Raw genomic sequence first — 17,376 nt, 5'->3', positions numbered from 1 at the left:
CATGGCGTGCCGCATGCCGAAACGACGCGAGGCCGTCCCCAGAACGGGGACGGCCTCGCGTACGAGCCTGATTCAGCGCGTTTCGCGGTGCGCGGTGTGCGAGTTGCAGCGCGGGCAGTGCTTCTTCATCTCAAGACGGTCCGGGTTGTTACGCCGGTTCTTCTTGGTGATGTAGTTCCGCTCCTTGCACTCCACGCAGGCCAGCGTGATCTTCGGGCGGACGTCGGTGGCAGCCACGTGAGTGCTCCTTGGACGGACAACGGATGAACGGATGAACGCATAAAAGAGTAGCCGATCGAAGGACCGACCCCACAATCGGCTACTTTTGTGTAGCGGTGACCGGACTTGAACCGGTGACACAGCGATTATGAGCCGCTTGCTCTACCGACTGAGCTACACCGCTTCGATGTTGGTTCTCCTCGCCCGAGGGCGAGGATCACCGAACATCTGAGCCCCAATACGGAATCGAACCGTAGACCTTCTCCTTACCATGGAGACGCTCTACCGACTGAGCTATTGGGGCGAGCGATGAAGACATTACACGGTCGGCTGCCGATCGCCCAAATCCGTTTCAACGGCCTCTTCCCCGTGCCTCACCAGCGCCCCACCCGCCCCGTCGGTGGGCTCGCCGGTACGACTATTTCGCTCCTCCTCGAAGCGCGGCGGAGCCGCCCCTAGGCTCGACCGCACCGCGTGATCCTTCCCTCATTCGCCCCGTCCCTCTGCACGTCCGGAGCCCGATGCCCGACAGCCCACCGCAGCCGTCCGACGACGCCACGGCCGACACCACCGCGCTCGTCCTGTGCGGCGCCCGGCTCGCCGACGGCAGGACCGTCGACGTACGGCTCGCCGCCGGCCGGATCGAGGCGGTGGGCACGGCCGGGGGCCTCACCGCGTACGGCACCCGTGTCGACCTCACCGGCTTCCTGCTGCTCCCGGCCCCCGCAGAACCGCATGCCCACGGCGACACCGCCCTCACGGCGCTCGCCGCCCCGGGCGGGGGGCCGCGCGGGCCCGTCTCGTACGCGCCGGAGGACGTCCAGCGCCGCGCCACCGAGGCCACCCTGCTCCAGCTGGGGCACGGCGCGACCGCGCTGCGGGCCCACGTACGGATCGGCGAGCGGCAGCGGCTGGGGCGGCTGGAGGCGGTGCTCCAGGCGCGGCGGTCACTGCGCGGGCTCGCCGATCTGACCGCCGTCGCGGTCCCCCGGCTGCTGACCGGCGTCGCCGGGGCCGACGGTCTGGCGATGCTGCGCGACGCGGTGAAGATGGGCGCGGGCGTGGTGGGCGGCTGCCCCGATCTCGACCCGGATCCGGCCGGGTACGCGGAGGCGGTGCTGGAAGTGGCCGCCGAGCACGGCTGTCCCGTCGATCTGCACACGGACGGCGCCGATCCGGCGCGGCTCGCGCGGCTGGCCGCGATGGCGGGCGGCGTACGGCAGGGCGTGACGCTCGGGCCGTGCGCGGGGCTGGCCCGGCTGCCGGCCGAGGTGGCGGCGCGGGCGGCGGACCGGCTGGCGGCGGCGGGGGTGACGGTGGTGTGCCTGCCGCAGGGCACGTGCGGCGGCGCGGAGCACGCGGGCGGCGATCCGTCCCGTACGCGGTCGCCGGGCGCGGAGCGCGGGCGCGGGGTGGCGCCCGTACGGCTGCTGCGGGCGGCCGGGGTGCGGGTCGCGGCGGGCGGCGGCGCGCTGCGGGACCTCGCGAACCCGGTGGGGCGCGGGGATCCGCTGGAGGCCGCGTATCTGCTGGCCTCCCGGAGCGGGCTGCGCGCGGCGGACGCGTACGGCGCGGTGAGCACGGCGGCGCGGGCCGCGATGGGGCTTGCCGAGGTGCGGGTGGAGGCGGGTTTCCCGGCCGAGCTGCTGGCGGTGCGCGGGGACAGCGTCGAGGGCGCGCTCTCGCTGGCGTACAGCAGGATCGTCATCCACCGGGGCCGGGTGGTGGCGCGGACGAGCGCGGTGCGGGAGTACTGCGATTCGGCGGCGGTGGTGGCGCTGGAGCTGCCGCGGCAGGGCCGCTCGGACCTCGGCGCGTGAGCGCGTAAGCCGTGCGGGACGGTGCCGGGCGTGCGGTCCGGCGTACGGTCTGATCATGCGAATCGTGATTGCCGGAGGACATGGACAGATCGCGCTGCGGCTGGAACGGCTGCTCAGCGCGCGCGGGCATGAGGCCGTGGGCGTGATCCGCGCCGCCGGGCAGGCGGACGACCTGCGCGCCGCGGGCGCCGAACCGGTCGTGCTGGACCTGGAGTCGGCCTCGGTGGACGAGGTCGCCGCGGTGCTGGCGGGCGCGGACGCCGCGGTCTTCGCGGCGGGCGCGGGCGGGGGCAGCGGCGCGGCCCGCAAGGAGACGGTGGACCGGGGCGCGGCGGTGCTCTTCGCGGACGCGGCGGAGCGCGCGGGCGTACGCCGGTTCGTGGTGGTCTCGTCGATGGGCGCGGACCCGGACCGCGCGGGCGGCGAGGTCTTCGACGCGTACCAGCGCGCGAAGGGCGCGGCGGACGCGTACGTACGGTCAAGGGCCGCGCTGGACTGGACGATCCTGCGGCCTGGCCTGCTGACGGACGACGCGGGTACGGGACTTGTCGCGCTGGAGGCGTCAACGGGGCGCGGTCCGGTGCCGCGTGACGATGTGGCGGCGGTCCTGGCGGAGCTGCTGGAGACCCCGGGGACGGCCGGTCTGACGCTGGAGCTGATCAGCGGGGCGGTGCCGGCGTCGGACGCGGTGAGGGCGGCGGCGGCCGACGGCTCCTGACACGAAAATGGCCCCTGTCGCACGTTTCCGTGGGACAGGGGCCATCTCGCTCGCGTGGCGGCGCCAGGATTCGAACCTGGGAAGGCTAAGCCGGCGGATTTACAGTCCGCTCCCATTGGCCACTCGGGCACACCGCCATGGGATGTCGCTGCCGTGAGGATCATCGCTGGTGGGCGGTGCTCCGTGGCAACGACGTAAACAATACCCGATGCCCGGGGGTGCTCCGCCACTGGTTTGATCAGCGCTGGGCGCGGGCGCGGGTGACTAGGCTTTACGGCAGCACAGCACCCCGCAGCACCGATGACAAGGAGCCACAGGACATGGCCGACTCCAGTTTCGACATCGTCTCGAAGGTCGAGCGGCAGGAGATCGACAACGCTCTCAACCAGGCATCGAAGGAGCTCGCCCAGCGTTACGACTTCAAGAACGTCGGGGCCTCGATCGGCTGGTCCGGCGAGAAGATCCTGATGCAGGCGAACTCCGAGGAGCGGGTCGCCGCGATCCTCGATGTCTTCCAGACCAAGCTGATCAAGCGCGGCATCTCGCTGAAGGCGCTGGACGCCGGCGAGCCGCAGCTGTCCGGCAAGGAGTACAAGATCTTCGCCTCGATCGAGGAGGGCATCTCCCAGGACAACGCGAAGAAGGTCGCGAAGTTCATCCGAGACGAGGGCCCCAAGGGCATCAAGGCGCAGGTCCAGGGCGATGAGCTGCGCGTCAGCTCGAAGAGCCGCGACGACCTCCAGACGGTGATCGCGCTGCTCAAGGGCCAGGACTTCGACTTCGCGCTCCAGTTCGTCAACTACCGCTGACGCCTGCCGACGGCCGCCGCCGCGCGGCGGCGGCCCCCGAGGGCGCCGTACCCGGTCAGCGGGACCGCGAGTGGCCGAAGAGGATCCGGTAGCCGATCAGCAGGACGAGCGCGCCGCCGATGGCCGCCGCCCAGGTGGCGCCGTCGTAGAAGCTGTTGTTGATGGGGTGGTCGAGCCAACGGGCCGATATCCAGCCGCCGATGAACGCGCCCGCGATCCCGATGATCGTCGTGCCGAGGATCCCGCCGGGGTCCCGGCCGGGGAGCAGAATCTTGGCGACGGCTCCGGCGAGCAGTCCGAGAATGATCCAGCCGATGATGCTCATGCCTTGAGTCCTGCCTTTCCGTGCTGTGTACCGGGGAAGACGTCGAGGTGGCGGGCGATGGTTGCGCGATTCCGCAACTCACGGCGTACGCACAGGAACACACGAGGGACGCACAGGGACGCGTAGGAACGCACAGGAAACCGTGGGCCCCGGGAACCCCGCGGCCTAGGAAGCCGTCGGCACCGCGGTCCGGTCCGCGAAGCCCGGCCAGGGCTCCACGTCCATGTCGCCGTCCTCGGACATGAACCAGGCCGTGCCGTCCAGCCAGCCGCGCAGCCACGCGTCGAGGCCGGCCGTGTCCACGTACCAGGCCGATTCGACGAAATCGGCGTTCGGCTCGAAGAGCAGGACGGCGGCGTCCTCGCTGCGGCAGTCGACGCAGGCCAGCATCCCGCAGCCCCAGTCGGCCAGCGGGAGGACGCCCTCGGGCCAGCCCCAGTCGTCGTCCCCGCCCGCCCGCTGCTCCGCGTACGCGGTGACGGCGCCCTCCAGCGGCAGCAGGCCGTATCCCGGGCCGAAGCCGCCGTCCCCCACGCGGGTGTAGAGCCCGGCCAGCAGCGGCGGCAGCGCGAAGCCCAGCGCCGCCTCCGCACGGGCGATCGCCGCCGGCCCGAGGGGCTCGGGGACCGGGCCCGCGTACGGGGTCGGGGACGCCGCCGCGTGGTCCGTGACGGCCTTCAGCAGCCGCTCGGTTCCTGTCGCCGGGCTCTTCGGCGGGTTCGTCATGGGACTAATCATGGATTCATCGTGGACCACGCCACTGACAACCGGCCGGGAACCGTGGACAGGCCCGTTTTCGTCTCAGCCGGTCGGAGCCGGATAATTGGTGTGAGCGGCGATGCGGGCAGACCTCGCGAAAGGCAAGTGATCATGAAGCTCATCGAGCTGATCCTCAACGTCCTGTGGCTGGTGCTCTGCGGCATCTGGATGGCCATCGGCTACGCCATCGCAGCCGTCATCTGTTTCGTGCTGATCGTGACGATCCCGTTCGGCATCGCCTCGCTGCGCATCGCCGGCTATGTGCTGTGGCCCTTCGGGCGCACCACGGTCGAGCGGCCCGACGCCGGGGCGCCGTCCTTCATCGGCAACATCATCTGGGTCGTCTGCGCGGGCTGGTGGCTGGCGCTCGGGCACCTGCTGACGAGCATCCCGCTGTTCGTCTCGATCATCGGAATCCCCTTCGGCTGGGCGAACCTCAAGATGATCCCGGTCTCGCTGATGCCCCTGGGCCGCGAGGTCGTGCCGTCGGACGCCCGCTTCGGAGCCCGCTGACGGCGGACCCCGCGACGTGCCTACGGCCGGTGGGGGCCGGCCATCTGCTCCAGCCGGGCGATGCGCTCCGCCATCGGGGGGTGCGTGGAGAACAGCTTCGAGACCTCGCCGGGCCGGAACGGGTTCGCGATCATCATGTGGCTCGCGGTCTCCAGCCGGGGCTCCGGCGGCAGCGGAAGCTGCCGCGTCCCGGCCTCCAGCTTGCGCAGCGCGCTCGCCAGCGCCAGCGGGTCGCCCGTGAGCTGCGCGCCGGAGGCGTCGGCCTCGTACTCGCGCGAGCGGCTTACCGCCAGTTGGATGACGGAGGCGGCGAGCGGGCCCAGGATCATGAGCAGCAGCATGCCGAAGAAGCCAGGCCCGTCATCGTCGTCGGAGCGGCCGAACGGGATCAGCCAGGCGAAGTTCACCAGGAACATCACCACCGAGGCGAGCGCGCCCGCGACCGACGAGATCAGGATGTCGCGGTTGTAGACATGGCTCAGCTCGTGGCCGAGGACCCCGCGCAGCTCGCGCTCGTCGAGGAGCTGGAGGATGCCCTCCGTGCAGCAGACGGCGGCGTTGCGCGGATTGCGGCCGGTGGCGAACGCGTTGGGCGCCTGGGTCGGTGAGATGTAGAGGCGCGGCATCGGCTGACGGGCCACCGTCGAGAGCTCCCGGACGATCCGGTAGAGCTGGGGGGCCTCGAACTCGCTGACCGGGCGGGCGCGCATGGCGCGCAGGGACAGTTTGTCGCTGTTCCAGTAGGAGTACGCGTTGGTGCCGAGCGCCACGACGAGCGCGATGATCAGGCCCGTACGGCCGAAGAAGCTGCCGATCCCGATGATGAGTGCTGAGAGTCCCGCGAGGAGTACGGCGGTTTTCAGCCCGTTGTGCCGGCGGTGCACGGTACGCCCTCCAAGTGGTGCGGCAGGGGAACCCTTTGCCTGGTGCTGCTCCACTCTCCAGTGGACCCTTACCTTCTGGTCAACGCGAGGCGAGCGGTCCGGGTTCCCCGCCGTGCCCGTACGGGCACGGCACCGTGGTACGGCCGGTCAGAACAGGCCGGTACCCGCGAAGCGCAGCACCAGCTGAGGAGCTCCCGACAGCACGATTCCGGCGGCGGCCGTCAGCCCGATGGCGGCGGTGATCGCGGGGGTGGCCGGCGTGGCGGTGATGGCGGGGGTGGCGGCCGAGTGCTCCGGCTGCTCCTGCGCCTCCGGGGCTCGGAAGAGGACGGCCGTCCACTGGAGGTAGTAGGAGAGGGCGATCACCACGTTGACGGCCATGACGACGGCCAGCCAGCCGAGTCCCGCGTCGACGGCCGCGGCGAAGACGGTGACCTTGGCGAAGAGGCCGATGATCCCCGGGGGCAGTCCGGCCAGGCAGAGCAGGAAGAAGGCCAGGGCGAGGGCGGCGAACGGCCGGCGCGCCCAGAGGCCCCGGTAGTCGGAGATCCGGTTCAGCGGCTTCGTACGGGCCACCAGGACGGTGACGGCGAAGGCGCCCAGGTTCACGACGGCGTACATCAGGGCGTACGCGACGGTGGAGCCGATCCGCTCCTCGCCCGCGTAGGCGGCCGACGCGATCGGTACCAGCAGATAGCCGGCCTGGGCGACGGACGACCAGGCGAGCAGCCGTACGGCGCTCCACGCGCGCGTGGCCGACTGCCGGAGCGCGGCGACGTTGCCGACGGTCATGGTGAGCGCGGCGAGGACCGCGAGGAGCGGGCCCCACACGTTCCCGTACGAGGGGAACGCGACGACGGTCACCAGGATGAGGCCGGAGAAGCCGACGGCCTTGCCGACGACGGAGAGGTACGCGGCGATGGGCAGGGGCGCGCCGACGTAGGTGTCGGGGACCCAGAAGTGGAACGGGGCGGCGGCTGCCTTGAAGGCGAAGCCGACCAGGGTGAGGGCGACACCGGCCTTGGCGAGCGTCGTCAGCGGGCCGGACACCTCGGCGAGTTCGCGGGCGATCTCGCCGAGGTGGAGGCTGCCGGTCGCCGCGTACACGAAGCTGACGCCCAGGAGCATCACGGCGGTGGCGGTGACCGAGGAGAGGAAGAACTTGAGCGCGGCCTCGGAGGAGAGCCGGTCGCCGCGCCGGAGCCCGACCAGGGCGAACGCGGGCAGGGAGGCGACCTCCAGGGCGACGACCAGGGTGGCGAGGTCGCGCGAGGCGGGCAGCAGGGCGGCGCCGGCCGCCGAGGCGAGCAGCAGGAACCAGTACTCCCCTACGGGGAGTTCCCCGGTGTCGTGGAGCGAGAGGAGCACGGTGAGCAGCGCCCCGCCGAGCACCAGCGCCTGGATGACGAGGGTGAAGTGGTCGGCGGTGTAGCTGCACACGTCGGGCTGGGCGGGGAGGCAGAAGGTGGCGCGGTGTCCGGCGCGCAGCGGTACGAGGGTGAGGAGCGCGGCCACGAGTCCGGCGGCGGCGAGCGCTCCGAGGAGCGGTTTGCGGTGCGCCGGTACGAAGAGATCGGCGACGAGGACGGTCAGGGCGACCGCCGCCGTGAGGGTGGGGGGCGCGATCGCGAGCCAGTCGACGGACTGGACGAGGCTGGCGGCGGCCACGGTCACGACTTGCCTCCTGCGAGGAGCTTCTGCACGGCGGGGTCGGTGAGACCGAGGAGGACCGCGGGCCAGAGCCCGGCGACCACGGTGAGGACGACGAGCGGGCTCCAGGCGGCGATCTCGTAGCCCTGGATGTCGGGGGCTCCGGTGCCGGAGGCCCGGGCTTCGGGGGCCGGAGCGTCAGCGGCCCGTTCCCGCGGGGGCACACCCATGCACACGCGGCGCACGACGACCAGGAGGTATGCGGCGGTGAGCAGCGTGCCGAGGGCGGCGATGGCCATGAAGGTGCGGAAGGCGGGGCGGCTGAGCCCCTCGGCCGGGTCGAACGCGCCGAACAGGGTGAGCATCTCGCCCCAGAATCCGGCGAGTCCCGGCAGTCCGAGGGAGGCGACGGCGGCGAAGGCGAGCAGTCCGCCGAGGCGGGGTGCGCGGCCGTAGAGCGCGGCGCCCGTCGCGCCGGCGAGGGTGTCGAGGTCGGCGGTGCCGTACCGGTCCTTGACCGCTCCGACCAGGAAGAAGAGCAGGCCGGTGATGAGTCCGTGGGCGATGTTGGCGAAGAGCGCGCCGTTGACTCCGGTGGGGGTCATGGTCGCGATGCCGAGCAGGACGAAGCCCATGTGGCCGACGGAGGAGTAGGCGATCAGCCGCTTGAGGTCGCCGCCCGCGCCGTGCTGGGCGAGGGCGAGGCAGGCGAGGGATCCGTAGATGATGCCGGTGACGGCGAAGGCGGCGAGGTAGGGGGCGAAGGTCCGCATCCCGTCGGGCGCGACGGGCAGGACAATCCGGACGAAACCGTACGTTCCCATCTTGAGCAGGACACCGGCGAGGAGTACGGAGCCGACGGTCGGGGCGGCGGTGTGGGCGTCCGGCAGCCAGCTGTGCAGCGGCCACATCGGGGTCTTCACGGCGAGCCCCAGACCGATCGCCAGAACGGCGGTGACCTGCACGGACTTGCTGAGTCCTGACCCGTTGTCAGTGGCCAGTGCCATCATGTCGAAGGTGCCCGCGTTGAGTCCGATCAGCAGCAGGCCGAGCAGCATGATCACGGAACCGAGCAGGGTGTAGAGGATGAATTTCCGGGCGGCGGCCTCCCGGCCGCCGGCCACGCCTTCCGATCCGCCCCAGCGGGCGATCAGGAAGTACATGGGGATCAGCACCATCTCGAAGGCGAGGAAGAAGAGCAGCAGGTCGAGGACGGCGAAGGTGGCGAGGGTGCCGGACTCCAGTACGAGCAGCAGGGCGACGAATGCCTTGGGCGAGGGCCCCTGCGGCATTTTGAAGTAGCTGTAGAGCGCGCAGAGGAAGGTCAGCAGCGCGGTCAGGACCAGAAGGGGGAGGGAAATGCCGTCGATGCCGAGGTGGATCCGCACGTCGAGTGCCGCGATCCAGCTGATGTCCGTGGTGGCCTGCATCCTCGACGGCTGGCTGTGGTCGAAGCCGAGCGCGAGGAGGACCGTGGCGGCGAGGATCGCGCCGGTCACGGTGACGCCGTGGCGGAGCACGGCCTGGTCGGGGCTCCTGCCGCGCAGTCCGGGCGGGGCAGGCAGGAGCGCGGCGACGGCGCCGGCGAGGGGCCCGGCGATGATCAACGCCAGAAGGAACTGCATCACGGACTCACTGATATCGATCACGCTCACGCTCCGGCGGCGATGAGTACGGCGGCGATCGCCAGGACGACGGAGCCGGCGAGCAGGGCGCTCAGATAGGTCTGCGCATTGCCGGTCTGCGCGCGGCGCACGGCCGCGCCGAGCCCGCTCGCCCCCGCTCCCGCGCCGCGTACGTAGGTGTCGACGACCTCGCGGTCGAGGAAGCGGACCAGCCGGGCCGCCGCCAGTACGGGGCGTACGAAGAGGCGGTCGTAGAGGGCGTCGAGGTGGAAGCCGGCCGCCGCGTGGCGGTGGAGCGGGCCCAGCAGAAGCCGGCCGGGGTCGGCCGGGTCGGGGGCCGCCGCGGTCGCGGGCCCGTACATCCGGGTGTGGGCCTCCATCGCCTCCCTCTCGGCGAGGGCGGGTTCGGCGTCGGGGTGGGCGGCGACGGCGCCCATGGGCGTACGGGCGGCCAGCGCCGTGGTGTGGCGCCAGCAGCCGTAGGTGATCAGGCCGCCGATGAGCGCGGCGCCCGTCCCGAGGACGGAGGTGGTGAGGTTCGGCGCGAGGCTGTGGCCGTCGAACCAGCCGGGGAGGTGTCCGACGGTCAGACCGAGCGCGAGGGAGGGCAGGGCGAGCACCCAGAGCACGGCGTTCATGGAGAGCGGCTGCCTGCCGTGGTCGGGGGCCTCGGCTCCGTGCCCGCGGAAGGCCAGCAGCCAGAGGCGGGTGGCGTAGGCGGCGGTGAGGACGGCGGTCAGCAGTCCGGCGACGAGCACGGTCCAGCCCGCGGCGCCCGGGGCGGTGCCTGACGTGCCGAGGGCCGTGTGCTCGGCGGCGACGAGCACGGACTCCTTGGAGAAGAAGCCGGCGAAGGGAGGGATGGCGGCCAGCGCCAGCAGGGCGACGGTCATCGTCCAGTAGGCGTCGGGGATGCGCCGGGGCAGGCCGCGCATCCGGGACATCGTGGCGAGCGAGTTGGTGCCGGCGGCGTGGATGACCACACCGGCGCCGAGGAAGAGGAGGGCCTTGAACGCGCCGTGCGAGACGAGATGGAAGACCGCCGCGCCCCGGTCGCCCACCGCCAGGGCGCCCGACATGTAGCCGAGCTGGCCGATGGTCGAGTAGGCGAGGACCCGTTTGATGTCGTCCTGGGCGAGGGCGGCGAGCGCCGAACCGACCATCGTGACCGCGGCCAGCGCCGCCAGTACCACCAGGGCCGCCGCCGAGGCGGCGAAGACGGGAAGGAGCCGGGCCACGAAGTAGATACCGGCGGCGACCATCGTGGCGGCGTGGATCAGCGCGGAGACGGGCGTCGGGCCCGCCATCGCGTCGGGCAGCCAGGTGTGCAGCGGGAACTGCGCGGACTTGCCCGCCACCCCCGCGAGCAGCAGCAGCGCGATCAGGGTGGGGTGGCCGAGCTGACCGTCGGCGACGGTCTTCAGGATGCCGGTGATCCGGAACGTACCGGCGGCGGAGGCGAGGGCGAACAGCCCGATGAGGAAGGGGACATCACCGAGCTTGGTGACCAGGAACGCCTTGAGGGAGGCCGCGCGGGCCTCGGGGGTCTCCCAGTAGTGGCCCACGAGGAAGTACGAGCAGATGCCCATGATCTCCCAGCCGACCAGCAGCACCATCAGGTCGCCGGAGTAGACGACGAGCAGCATCGCGGAGGTGAAGAGGGAGACGAGAGCGGCGTACGAGGGGTAGCGCGCGTCGCCGCGCAGATACCCCGTCGAGTAGATCTGCACACAGGACGCGACGACGCCGACGAGGACGGCGACGAGGGCGGCGAACCCGTCGATGTGCAGGGCGAGGTCGATGGGGACCGAGCCGGTCGGCGTGAGCCGGGTCGAGGCGTCCAGCGGCGCCGTGGCGTCGCCCGCGCCACCGCCCTGGCGTACGGCCACCGCGACGGCGAACGCGGCGGCGGCCAGGGTCGGCAGCACGGCCAGCGGGCGGACGAACCCGGGGGCGGTACGGCCGAGCAGCAGCCCGGCGACGGCGCCCAGGAACGGCAGGAGGGGGACCAGGACGGCGAGGGTCGTGGTGGTCACGCGGTGGCCTCGGCCTTCTTCTCCGCTGCCGGAGCGTCGGGGTCCGCCGGGGCGCCGGCACCGGCCGGGCCCTCGGCGGTGTCGCGGAGCCGGTCGATGTCCGCGGTGCCGCGGTTGCGGTAGACCGTCAGGACGATCGCCAGCCCGATGCCGATCTCCGCGGCGGCGATGGCGATGACGAAGAGAGTGAGGGACTGTCCGGCGTGCAGTTCGTCGCGGAGCCACACGTCGAAGGCGACGAGGTTGAGGTTGACGGCGTTGAGCATCAGCTCGACGGACATCAGGACGAGGATCGCGTTGCGGCGGGCGAGCACCCCGTACAGCCCGACGCAGAACAGGAGGGCCGCGAGCACGGCGGGATAGGCGAGATGCATCAGCGCCGCTCCTTGGGGCCCTTGGGACCATTGGGGCCCTTGCGGTCCGTGTGGTCCTTGCGGTCCGTGTGGTCCTTGCGGTCCGTGTGGTCCTTGCGGGACAGGACGATCGCGCCGACGAGCGCCGCGAGCAGCAGCACGGAGAGCGCCTCGAAGGGCAGCACCCAGTTCCGGAACAGGAACTGCCCGGTGACCTCGGTGGAGCCCTGCGCCGGTCCGCCCAGGTCGATCCAGGTCGTCCGGAACGCGTCGACGACCACCCAGACCAGAGCGCCGGCGGCGACCACGGCCACGCCGAGGGCGACCGGGCGGTTCTCCCCGTCGGCGTCCGGGGAGCGGCCGATGGGCGCCTTGGTGAGCATCAGCCCGAAGAGAAGGAGGACCACGACGGAGCCGACATAGATCAGGACCTGCACCCAGGCGATGAACTCCGCCGTCAGCAGCAGGTACTCGACGGCCAGTCCGCCGAGCGCCACCACCAGCCAGAGGGCCGCGTGCACCAGCTGCTTCGTCGTGACGGTCACGAGGGCCGCGCCGAGGGTCAGCAGTCCGACAAGGACGAAGGCGATCTCGACGCCGGTCGGGGAGAGGAAGCCGGGCCCGGTGGCGGCTGTCGTCAGGGGGGTCACTCGGCACCCTCCTCAGTTGCTGCCGCCGCTGCCGCTGCCGCCGCGAGTTTGTCTGCCGTCTTGCGGGCGGCGCCCAGCTCCTTCGGCTCCTCCGCGCCCGGGTCGAGCGCGGGCGGCGCGGGCACCGTCCACATCCACTCGCGGAGCTTGTCGCGCTCGTGGGTGAGTTCGAGGATGTCCGTCTCCGCGTACTCGAACTCCGGTGACCAGAACAGCGCGTCGAAAGGACAGACCTCGATACAGATCCCGCAGTACATGCAGAGCGAGAAGTCGATGGCGAACCGGTCGAGGACGTTACGGCTGCGCTCCCGGCCGCCAGGGGCCGCGGCCGGGACCGTCTCCTTGTGAGAGTCGATGTAGATGCACCAGTCGGGGCACTCACGGGCGCAGAGCATGCAGACCGTGCAGTTCTCCTCGAACAGGCCGATCACCCCGCGCGTGCGGGGCGGCAGTTCGGGCTGCACCTCGGGGTACTGGGCGGTGACGGCCTTTCTCGTCATCGTCCGCAGGGTGACGGCCAGACCTTTGGCCAGGCCGGAGCCGGGGATCGGGGGCATCAGCTGATCGCCACCTTCACGATGCCGGTGAGCGCGATCTGCGCGAGGGCGAGGGGGATGAGTACGGTCCAGGCGAGTTTCTGGAGCTGGTCCTCGCGCAGCCGCGGATAGCTCACCCGCAGCCAGATCACGACGAACGCGAGGACGGCGGTCTTCAGCAGCGTCCAGACCCAGCCGAGGCTGTCGGGTCCGAACGGGCCGTGCCAGCCGCCGAGGAAGAGGACGGTGGTCAGCCCGCACAGAACGACGATGCCCGCGTACTCGGCGAGCAGGAACAGCGCGAACCGCAGCCCCGTGTACTCGGTGTAGGCGCCGAAGATGATCTCGGAGTCGGCGACCGGCATGTCGAAGGGCGGGCGCTGGAGTTCGGCGAGCCCCGCGACGAAGAAGACCAGGGCGCCGACGATCTGCCAGGGCAGCCACCACCACTGGAAGGCGTCGAGGATGCCCGGCAGCGAGACGGTTCCGGCCGCCATGGCGACGGAGGCCGCGGCGAGCAGCATCGGCAGCTCGTACGCGAGGAGCTGGGCGGCGGTCCGCAGACCGCCGAGGAGGGAGAACTTGTTGGCCGAGGCCCAGCCCGCCATGAGCGAGCCGAGCACACCGACGCCCATCACCGCGAGCACGAAGAAGACGCCCGCGTCGACGACCTGGCCGACCGCGCCCTCACCCCGCCCGACCGGGATGACGAGCACGACCAGGAGGTACGGGAGGAGGGCGACGGCGGGGGCCAGCTGGAAGACGCGGCGGTCGGCGTTGGCCGGGACCACGTCCTCCTTCTGTACGAACTTCACACCGTCGGCGACGAGCTGGGCCCAGCCGTGGAAGCCGCCCGCGTACATGGGGCCGAGCCGGCCCTGCATATGGGCCATCACCTTGTGCTCGGCCTGCCCGACCACGAGCGGGACCACCATGAACACGGCGAAGACGATGAGCAGCCGGAGTGCGACGTCGAGCACGTCGTTCACGCGTCTCCTTCGGGGCGGTCGCGTTCGGGCTCGGGTGCGGGCTCAGGTGCGGGTTCGGGTGCGGGTTCGGGCTCAGGTGCGGCTTCGGGTGCGGGTTCGCGCCACGGCGCGTCCGCGGTGGGCTTCGCCGGCGGTACGGGGGTCCCCGCGGGCGTCCCTGCGTCCGCCGGCCGCTGGCTCGCCGAGCCCGCCGTAACGCTGCGCGCCCGCCGTACCGGACGGTCACCCGCCGAGCCCGCCGAGCCCGCCGCACCGGGGGCGCCAGCCGCGCGGGCTCCGCGCGCCGGGCGCGCCGGGGCGGGCGGCAGCTGGCCCTTGAGCGGGCCCCACTCGTTCGGGTCGGGCACACCCGGCGGCAGCATCTGGCGCCGCTTCGGGCCGCCGTGGCCCGCCGCGGGCTCGCCCGGCTCCTTCGCGCCCGGCCACGCCTTGGCCACCCGGGCCGCGAGGACGAAGTCCTTGCGCAGCGGATGGCCCTCGAACTCCTCGGGGAGCAGGAGATGGACCAGGTTGGGATGGCCGGTGAAGGTGACGCCGAACATCTCGTACGTCTCCCGCTCGTGCCAGCCGGCGCCCGCGTAGACCCCGATGGCCGTCGGCAGAACAGCCCCGTCGTGCGGCACGGTCGTACGGACCAGGAGGCGCCGCACCCGGCCGGGCTCCAGCGCGGCGACATGCGCGCCGACGCGGAAGCCGGAGCCCGGTTCGTCGACGGCGCTCAGCCAGTCGAAGAAGGTGCAGCCCAGCTCGTCGCGGGCGGTTTCCAGGGCGGCGAGCCAGCCGACGGCGGGGACGTCGACGGTGAGCAGGTCGTAGGCGAGTTCGGCCGTGGCGTCCGCGCCGAAGATCTCGGTGACGGCGTCCGGGAGCCGGTCGTACGCGCTCACGCGCCGTCCTCCCCCGGAGCCGGCGACGAGGGCGTCGGCTCCGGCGACGAGGGCGAGGGCGAGGGCGTCGGCGGCGCCGCGACCAGACCGCTGCTCAGCGCCGCAGCCGAGGGCCGGCCGGCCGCCGCGTAGCGCTCGCCGAGCGACTCGCGGGCGATCTTCTCCTGAAGCTTGAGGATGCCCTGGAGCAGCGCCTCGGGGCGCGGCGGGCAGCCCGGTACGTAGACGTCGACCGGGATGATCTGGTCGACGCCCTTCGTCACCGAGTAGGAGTCCCAGTACGGGCCGCCGCAGTTGGAGCAGGCGCCGAAGGAGATCACGTACTTCGGCTCGGGCATCTGCTCGTACAGCCGCTTGACCGCGGGCGCCATCTTGTCCGTGACGGTGCCGGAGACCACCATCAGATCGGCCTGGCGCGGTCCCGGTGCGAAGGGGATGACGCCGAGCCGGATGAAGTCGTGCCGGGCCATGGAGGCGGCGATGAACTCGATGGCGCAGCAGGCGAGTCCGAAGTTGAAGACCCAGAGGCTGTAGCGGCGGCCCCAGTTGAGGATGACCTTCATCGGCTCGGGTGCCAGCCGCGAGAGCACGCCGAGTCTCGGCTCCGGAAGCGGTACGGGCGCGGGAGTCGTGGGGGTCACGTCCATTCCAGGACGCCCTTCTTCCATGCGTAGAGCAGTCCCACGGCCAGGAAACCGAGGAAGACGAACATCTCGACAAGCGTCGTGGCGCCATATCCCGGGGCGGCGAAAATCGTCGCCCACGGGAAAAGGAAGATCGAGTCGACCGCGAAGATCACATAAAGGAACGCGTAGACGTAGTAGCGGACCTGGGTGTGTGCCCAGCCCTCGCCCACAGGGTCGACTCCGCATTCGTACGTGAGCAGTTTCTCCGGCGTCGGCACCACCGGCCGCAGCAGCCGTCCCGCTCCGAAGGCCACGGCGACGAAGAGCGCCCCGACGACCGCGAGCAGTCCGACCACCGCGTAACTCTGGAAGTAGTCCGCCGCGAGAACGGCCGGTTGCGACACGTCCGCCCCTCGCTCCCTGACCTCGACGACCTGTACGCACGGGAGTCTAGGCCCTGTTAAAGAGCCGGTAAGCGGTCGCGTCCCGGGTAATGGGCGGTCGCCGGGGACACAGAGGGTGCCGCAGGGGTGCCACAGGGGTACCGGAGGGGGGATATCCCTACGTCGTCACCACCGAGCCACCCCATGGCGTACGGCACGCCCGGCAGGGCACGCTGGGGCTCCATGACCATGCTCGAGTCCGGGAGCAAGCCCGTGAGCAGCACCCCCTCCGCCCAGGCCGCCGACCGGGCCGCCGCCGCAGCCGACGACGGCCGGCCACCGCCCGCGCGCCTCGGCTACGACCGGCACACGTGGCGGGAGATCTCGTTTCTGCTGACGAATCTCCCGGTCACGCTGATCGGGTTCCTTTACGTGGTGACGACGGTGTCCACCGGGGTGGCCCTGTCGGTCACGGTGATCGGTCTGCCGTGGCTCGTCGTCGGACTGAGCGGCGCCCGGTGGCTCGGCCGCCGGGAGCGGGCGCGGGCGCGGGCGCTGCTGGGGGTACGGATCGACGAGCCGAGCCCCCTGTACCGGCGCCGGGAGGGGACGCTCGGCCGGATCTGGACCGGTCTGAAGGACCCCGTGGCCTGGCGGACCATGCTGTACGGGTTCATCAGGCTGCCCTGGGGCGTGGTGACGTTCGTGATCACCCTGGTGGGGCTGATCGTCCTCTGGCCGGTGCTGCCGTTCCTGGTGCGGGGGATGGCCAACGCCGACCGGGCGATGGCGCGCGGCCTGCTGGCGCCGTCCGACGAGCTGGAGCGGCGGATCGCGGAGCTGGAGTCGGACCGGGGCGTGGTCGTGGACACGGCGGCGGCCGATCTGCGCCGGATCGAACGCGATCTGCACGACGGCGCCCAGGCCCGGCTCGTCGCGCTCGCCATGGGGCTCGGGCTGGCGAAGGAGAAGCTGCTGGAGGACCCGGAGGCGGCGGCCCGTATGGTCGACGAGGCCCACGGCGAGGTGAAGCTCGCCCTCCAGGAGCTGCGCGACCTCGCCCGCGGCATCCACCCCGCCGTCCTCACCGACCGCGGGCTCGACGCGGCCCTGTCGTCCGTCGCCTCGCGCTGCACGGTCCCGGTGAAGGTGACGGTGGATCTGCCCGCCAGACCGGCGGCTGCGATCGAGGGCATCGCGTACTTCACCGTCTCCGAGCTGCTCCAGAACGTCAGCAAGCACAGTGGGGCGCGGATGGCGTCCGTCGATGTGTGGCGGACGGAGCACCGGCTGCTGATCCAGGTACGGGACGACGGCCACGGCGGCGCGCGGCTGGACGGCGGTACGGGGATGTCGGGGCTGTCGGAGCGGCTGGGCGCGGTCGACGGGCTGTTCGTACTGGACTCCCCGCCCGGCGGGCCGACGACGGTGACGGCGGAGCTGCCCTGGAGGGAGCGCGAGGGCGCCTGACCGTCGCCCGTACCCGCCGTACGTACGTGCCGTACGGGGGAAAACCCCAGGGCGAAGAGGGAGACCGCCCTCATGGTGCGGGCCGCCGGGCCGCCGCAGCATGGACGGACACGGGCTCTCCAAC

At 71.7% G+C, this 17,376-nt stretch carries 19 protein-coding genes and 3 tRNA genes; 5 read left to right on the top strand and 17 right to left on the bottom strand.

Annotated features, from left to right (window positions below; translation table 11 throughout):
- Nucleotides 1-72: 72 nt before the first annotated feature.
- The 3 genes from rpmG to AB0389_RS03245 form a co-directional block, all read right to left on the bottom strand.
- Nucleotides 73-237 carry a 50S ribosomal protein L33 gene (gene rpmG, locus AB0389_RS03255; protein ID WP_003956487.1) on the bottom strand — a complete coding sequence of 55 codons (165 nt, stop codon included), beginning with the start codon at nucleotides 235-237 and terminating at the stop codon, nucleotides 73-75.
- Nucleotides 238-330: 93 nt separating this feature from the next.
- Nucleotides 331-403: transfer RNA gene (locus AB0389_RS03250), tRNA-Met, on the bottom strand.
- A gap of 47 nt (nucleotides 404-450) precedes the next feature.
- Nucleotides 451-523 (bottom strand) — tRNA-Thr (locus AB0389_RS03245).
- A 217-nt stretch (nucleotides 524-740) separates the two neighbouring features.
- Here AB0389_RS03245 and AB0389_RS03240 point away from each other — a divergent pair.
- On the top strand, nucleotides 741-2,039 hold the full coding sequence (locus tag AB0389_RS03240; RefSeq protein WP_366393597.1) for an amidohydrolase family protein: 1,299 nt from the start codon (nucleotides 741-743) through the stop codon (nucleotides 2,037-2,039).
- Nucleotides 2,040-2,094: 55 nt separating this feature from the next.
- Entirely contained in the window at nucleotides 2,095-2,757 is a 663-nt protein-coding gene (locus AB0389_RS03235; RefSeq protein ID WP_366393596.1) for an SDR family oxidoreductase, read from the top strand.
- A 55-nt stretch (nucleotides 2,758-2,812) separates the two neighbouring features.
- Here AB0389_RS03235 and AB0389_RS03230 read toward each other — a convergent pair.
- A tRNA-Tyr gene (locus AB0389_RS03230) sits at nucleotides 2,813-2,894 on the bottom strand.
- 183 nt (nucleotides 2,895-3,077) lie between these two features.
- On the opposite strand from AB0389_RS03230, the gene AB0389_RS03225 reads away from it, so the two are divergent.
- Nucleotides 3,078-3,566: a YajQ family cyclic di-GMP-binding protein gene (locus AB0389_RS03225; protein ID WP_366393595.1), complete on the top strand. Its 489-nt coding sequence runs from the start codon at nucleotides 3,078-3,080 to the stop codon at nucleotides 3,564-3,566.
- Nucleotides 3,567-3,621: 55 nt separating this feature from the next.
- Here the strand turns inward: AB0389_RS03225 and AB0389_RS03220 are convergent, their stop codons facing one another.
- Nucleotides 3,622-3,891 carry a GlsB/YeaQ/YmgE family stress response membrane protein gene (locus AB0389_RS03220; RefSeq protein ID WP_366393594.1) on the bottom strand — a complete coding sequence of 90 codons (270 nt, stop codon included), beginning with the start codon at nucleotides 3,889-3,891 and terminating at the stop codon, nucleotides 3,622-3,624.
- Nucleotides 3,892-4,056: 165 nt separating this feature from the next.
- The gene (locus tag AB0389_RS03215) at nucleotides 4,057-4,617 is read right to left on the bottom strand and encodes an SMI1/KNR4 family protein (protein WP_366393593.1); all 561 of its coding nucleotides are present in this window, start codon (nucleotides 4,615-4,617) and stop codon (nucleotides 4,057-4,059) included.
- Between the two features lie 144 nt (nucleotides 4,618-4,761).
- Between AB0389_RS03215 and AB0389_RS03210 the strand changes: the two genes are divergently transcribed.
- A complete protein-coding gene (locus AB0389_RS03210) occupies nucleotides 4,762-5,163 on the top strand; it encodes a YccF domain-containing protein (RefSeq protein WP_366393592.1) in 402 nt (133 codons plus the stop codon).
- 20 nt (nucleotides 5,164-5,183) lie between these two features.
- Here AB0389_RS03210 and htpX read toward each other — a convergent pair whose 3' ends face one another.
- From htpX to AB0389_RS03155, 11 genes are all read right to left on the bottom strand, one after another.
- Nucleotides 5,184-6,047: a zinc metalloprotease HtpX gene (htpX, locus tag AB0389_RS03205; RefSeq protein WP_366393591.1), complete on the bottom strand. Its 864-nt coding sequence runs from the start codon at nucleotides 6,045-6,047 to the stop codon at nucleotides 5,184-5,186.
- Nucleotides 6,048-6,194: 147 nt separating this feature from the next.
- Complete coding sequence (locus AB0389_RS03200; protein WP_366393590.1) at nucleotides 6,195-7,721, bottom strand: NADH-quinone oxidoreductase subunit N; 1,527 nt, start codon at nucleotides 7,719-7,721, stop codon at nucleotides 6,195-6,197.
- Entirely contained in the window at nucleotides 7,718-9,322 is a 1,605-nt protein-coding gene (locus AB0389_RS03195) for an NADH-quinone oxidoreductase subunit M (protein WP_366393763.1), read from the bottom strand. Before AB0389_RS03195 ends, AB0389_RS03200 begins: the two co-directional genes overlap by 4 nt.
- A 26-nt stretch (nucleotides 9,323-9,348) precedes the next feature.
- Nucleotides 9,349-11,358 (bottom strand): NADH-quinone oxidoreductase subunit L, encoded by a 2,010-nt coding sequence (locus AB0389_RS03190; protein WP_366393589.1) that lies wholly within the window; start codon nucleotides 11,356-11,358, stop codon nucleotides 9,349-9,351.
- Nucleotides 11,355-11,732, bottom strand: a complete 378-nt coding sequence (gene nuoK / locus AB0389_RS03185) for an NADH-quinone oxidoreductase subunit NuoK (protein WP_366393588.1) — start codon at nucleotides 11,730-11,732, stop codon at nucleotides 11,355-11,357. Before nuoK ends, AB0389_RS03190 begins: the two co-directional genes overlap by 4 nt.
- Entirely contained in the window at nucleotides 11,732-12,361 is a 630-nt protein-coding gene (locus AB0389_RS03180; RefSeq protein WP_366393587.1) for an NADH-quinone oxidoreductase subunit J, read from the bottom strand. Before AB0389_RS03180 ends, nuoK begins: the two co-directional genes overlap by 1 nt.
- Entirely contained in the window at nucleotides 12,358-12,918 is a 561-nt protein-coding gene (locus AB0389_RS03175; protein WP_366393586.1) for an NADH-quinone oxidoreductase subunit I, read from the bottom strand. The genes AB0389_RS03180 and AB0389_RS03175 overlap by 4 nt, the downstream gene beginning before the upstream one ends.
- Complete coding sequence (locus AB0389_RS03170) at nucleotides 12,918-13,886, bottom strand: complex I subunit 1 family protein (protein WP_366393585.1); 969 nt, start codon at nucleotides 13,884-13,886, stop codon at nucleotides 12,918-12,920. The genes AB0389_RS03175 and AB0389_RS03170 overlap by 1 nt, the downstream gene beginning before the upstream one ends.
- Entirely contained in the window at nucleotides 13,883-14,773 is an 891-nt protein-coding gene (locus AB0389_RS03165; protein ID WP_366393584.1) for an NADH-quinone oxidoreductase subunit C, read from the bottom strand. The genes AB0389_RS03170 and AB0389_RS03165 overlap by 4 nt, the downstream gene beginning before the upstream one ends.
- A complete protein-coding gene (locus AB0389_RS03160; protein ID WP_366393583.1) occupies nucleotides 14,770-15,420 on the bottom strand; it encodes an NADH-quinone oxidoreductase subunit B family protein in 651 nt (216 codons plus the stop codon). The genes AB0389_RS03165 and AB0389_RS03160 overlap by 4 nt, the downstream gene beginning before the upstream one ends.
- Complete coding sequence (locus AB0389_RS03155; RefSeq protein WP_366393582.1) at nucleotides 15,411-15,803, bottom strand: NADH-quinone oxidoreductase subunit A; 393 nt, start codon at nucleotides 15,801-15,803, stop codon at nucleotides 15,411-15,413. Before AB0389_RS03155 ends, AB0389_RS03160 begins: the two co-directional genes overlap by 10 nt.
- A gap of 222 nt (nucleotides 15,804-16,025) precedes the next feature.
- Between AB0389_RS03155 and AB0389_RS03150 the strand changes: the two genes are divergently transcribed.
- On the top strand, nucleotides 16,026-17,252 hold the full coding sequence (locus AB0389_RS03150) for a sensor domain-containing protein (protein ID WP_366393581.1): 1,227 nt from the start codon (nucleotides 16,026-16,028) through the stop codon (nucleotides 17,250-17,252).
- The last annotated feature ends 124 nt before the right edge of the window (nucleotides 17,253-17,376 follow it).

Origin of the sequence: Streptomyces sp. NPDC093109 (genome assembly GCF_040701725.1) — a bacterium.
In the GTDB taxonomy this organism is placed as follows: Bacteria; Actinomycetota; Actinomycetes; order Streptomycetales; family Streptomycetaceae; genus Streptomyces.
Note: the sequence above shows the minus strand (reverse complement) of the source record. Positions and strands in the feature narration are given on the sequence as shown.

Bases quoted from the DNA above. Each gene is read 5' to 3' on its own strand.
- AB0389_RS03240 (WP_366393597.1), top strand. From the start codon at position 741: ATGCCCGACAGCCCACCGCAGCCGTCCGACGACGCCACGGCCGACACC.
- AB0389_RS03235 (WP_366393596.1), top strand. From the start codon at position 2,095: ATGCGAATCGTGATTGCCGGAGGACATGGACAGATCGCGCTGCGGCTG.
- AB0389_RS03225 (WP_366393595.1), top strand. From the start codon at position 3,078: ATGGCCGACTCCAGTTTCGACATCGTCTCGAAGGTCGAGCGGCAGGAG.
- AB0389_RS03220 (WP_366393594.1), bottom strand. From the start codon at position 3,891: ATGAGCATCATCGGCTGGATCATTCTCGGACTGCTCGCCGGAGCCGTC.
- AB0389_RS03215 (WP_366393593.1), bottom strand. From the start codon at position 4,617: ATGACGAACCCGCCGAAGAGCCCGGCGACAGGAACCGAGCGGCTGCTG.
- AB0389_RS03210 (WP_366393592.1), top strand. From the start codon at position 4,762: ATGAAGCTCATCGAGCTGATCCTCAACGTCCTGTGGCTGGTGCTCTGC.
- AB0389_RS03195 (WP_366393763.1), bottom strand. From the start codon at position 9,322: ATGCAGTTCCTTCTGGCGTTGATCATCGCCGGGCCCCTCGCCGGCGCC.
- nuoK (WP_366393588.1), bottom strand. From the start codon at position 11,732: ATGCATCTCGCCTATCCCGCCGTGCTCGCGGCCCTCCTGTTCTGCGTC.
- AB0389_RS03175 (WP_366393586.1), bottom strand. From the start codon at position 12,918: ATGCCCCCGATCCCCGGCTCCGGCCTGGCCAAAGGTCTGGCCGTCACC.
- AB0389_RS03160 (WP_366393583.1), bottom strand. From the start codon at position 15,420: ATGGACGTGACCCCCACGACTCCCGCGCCCGTACCGCTTCCGGAGCCG.
- AB0389_RS03150 (WP_366393581.1), top strand. From the start codon at position 16,026: ATGACCATGCTCGAGTCCGGGAGCAAGCCCGTGAGCAGCACCCCCTCC.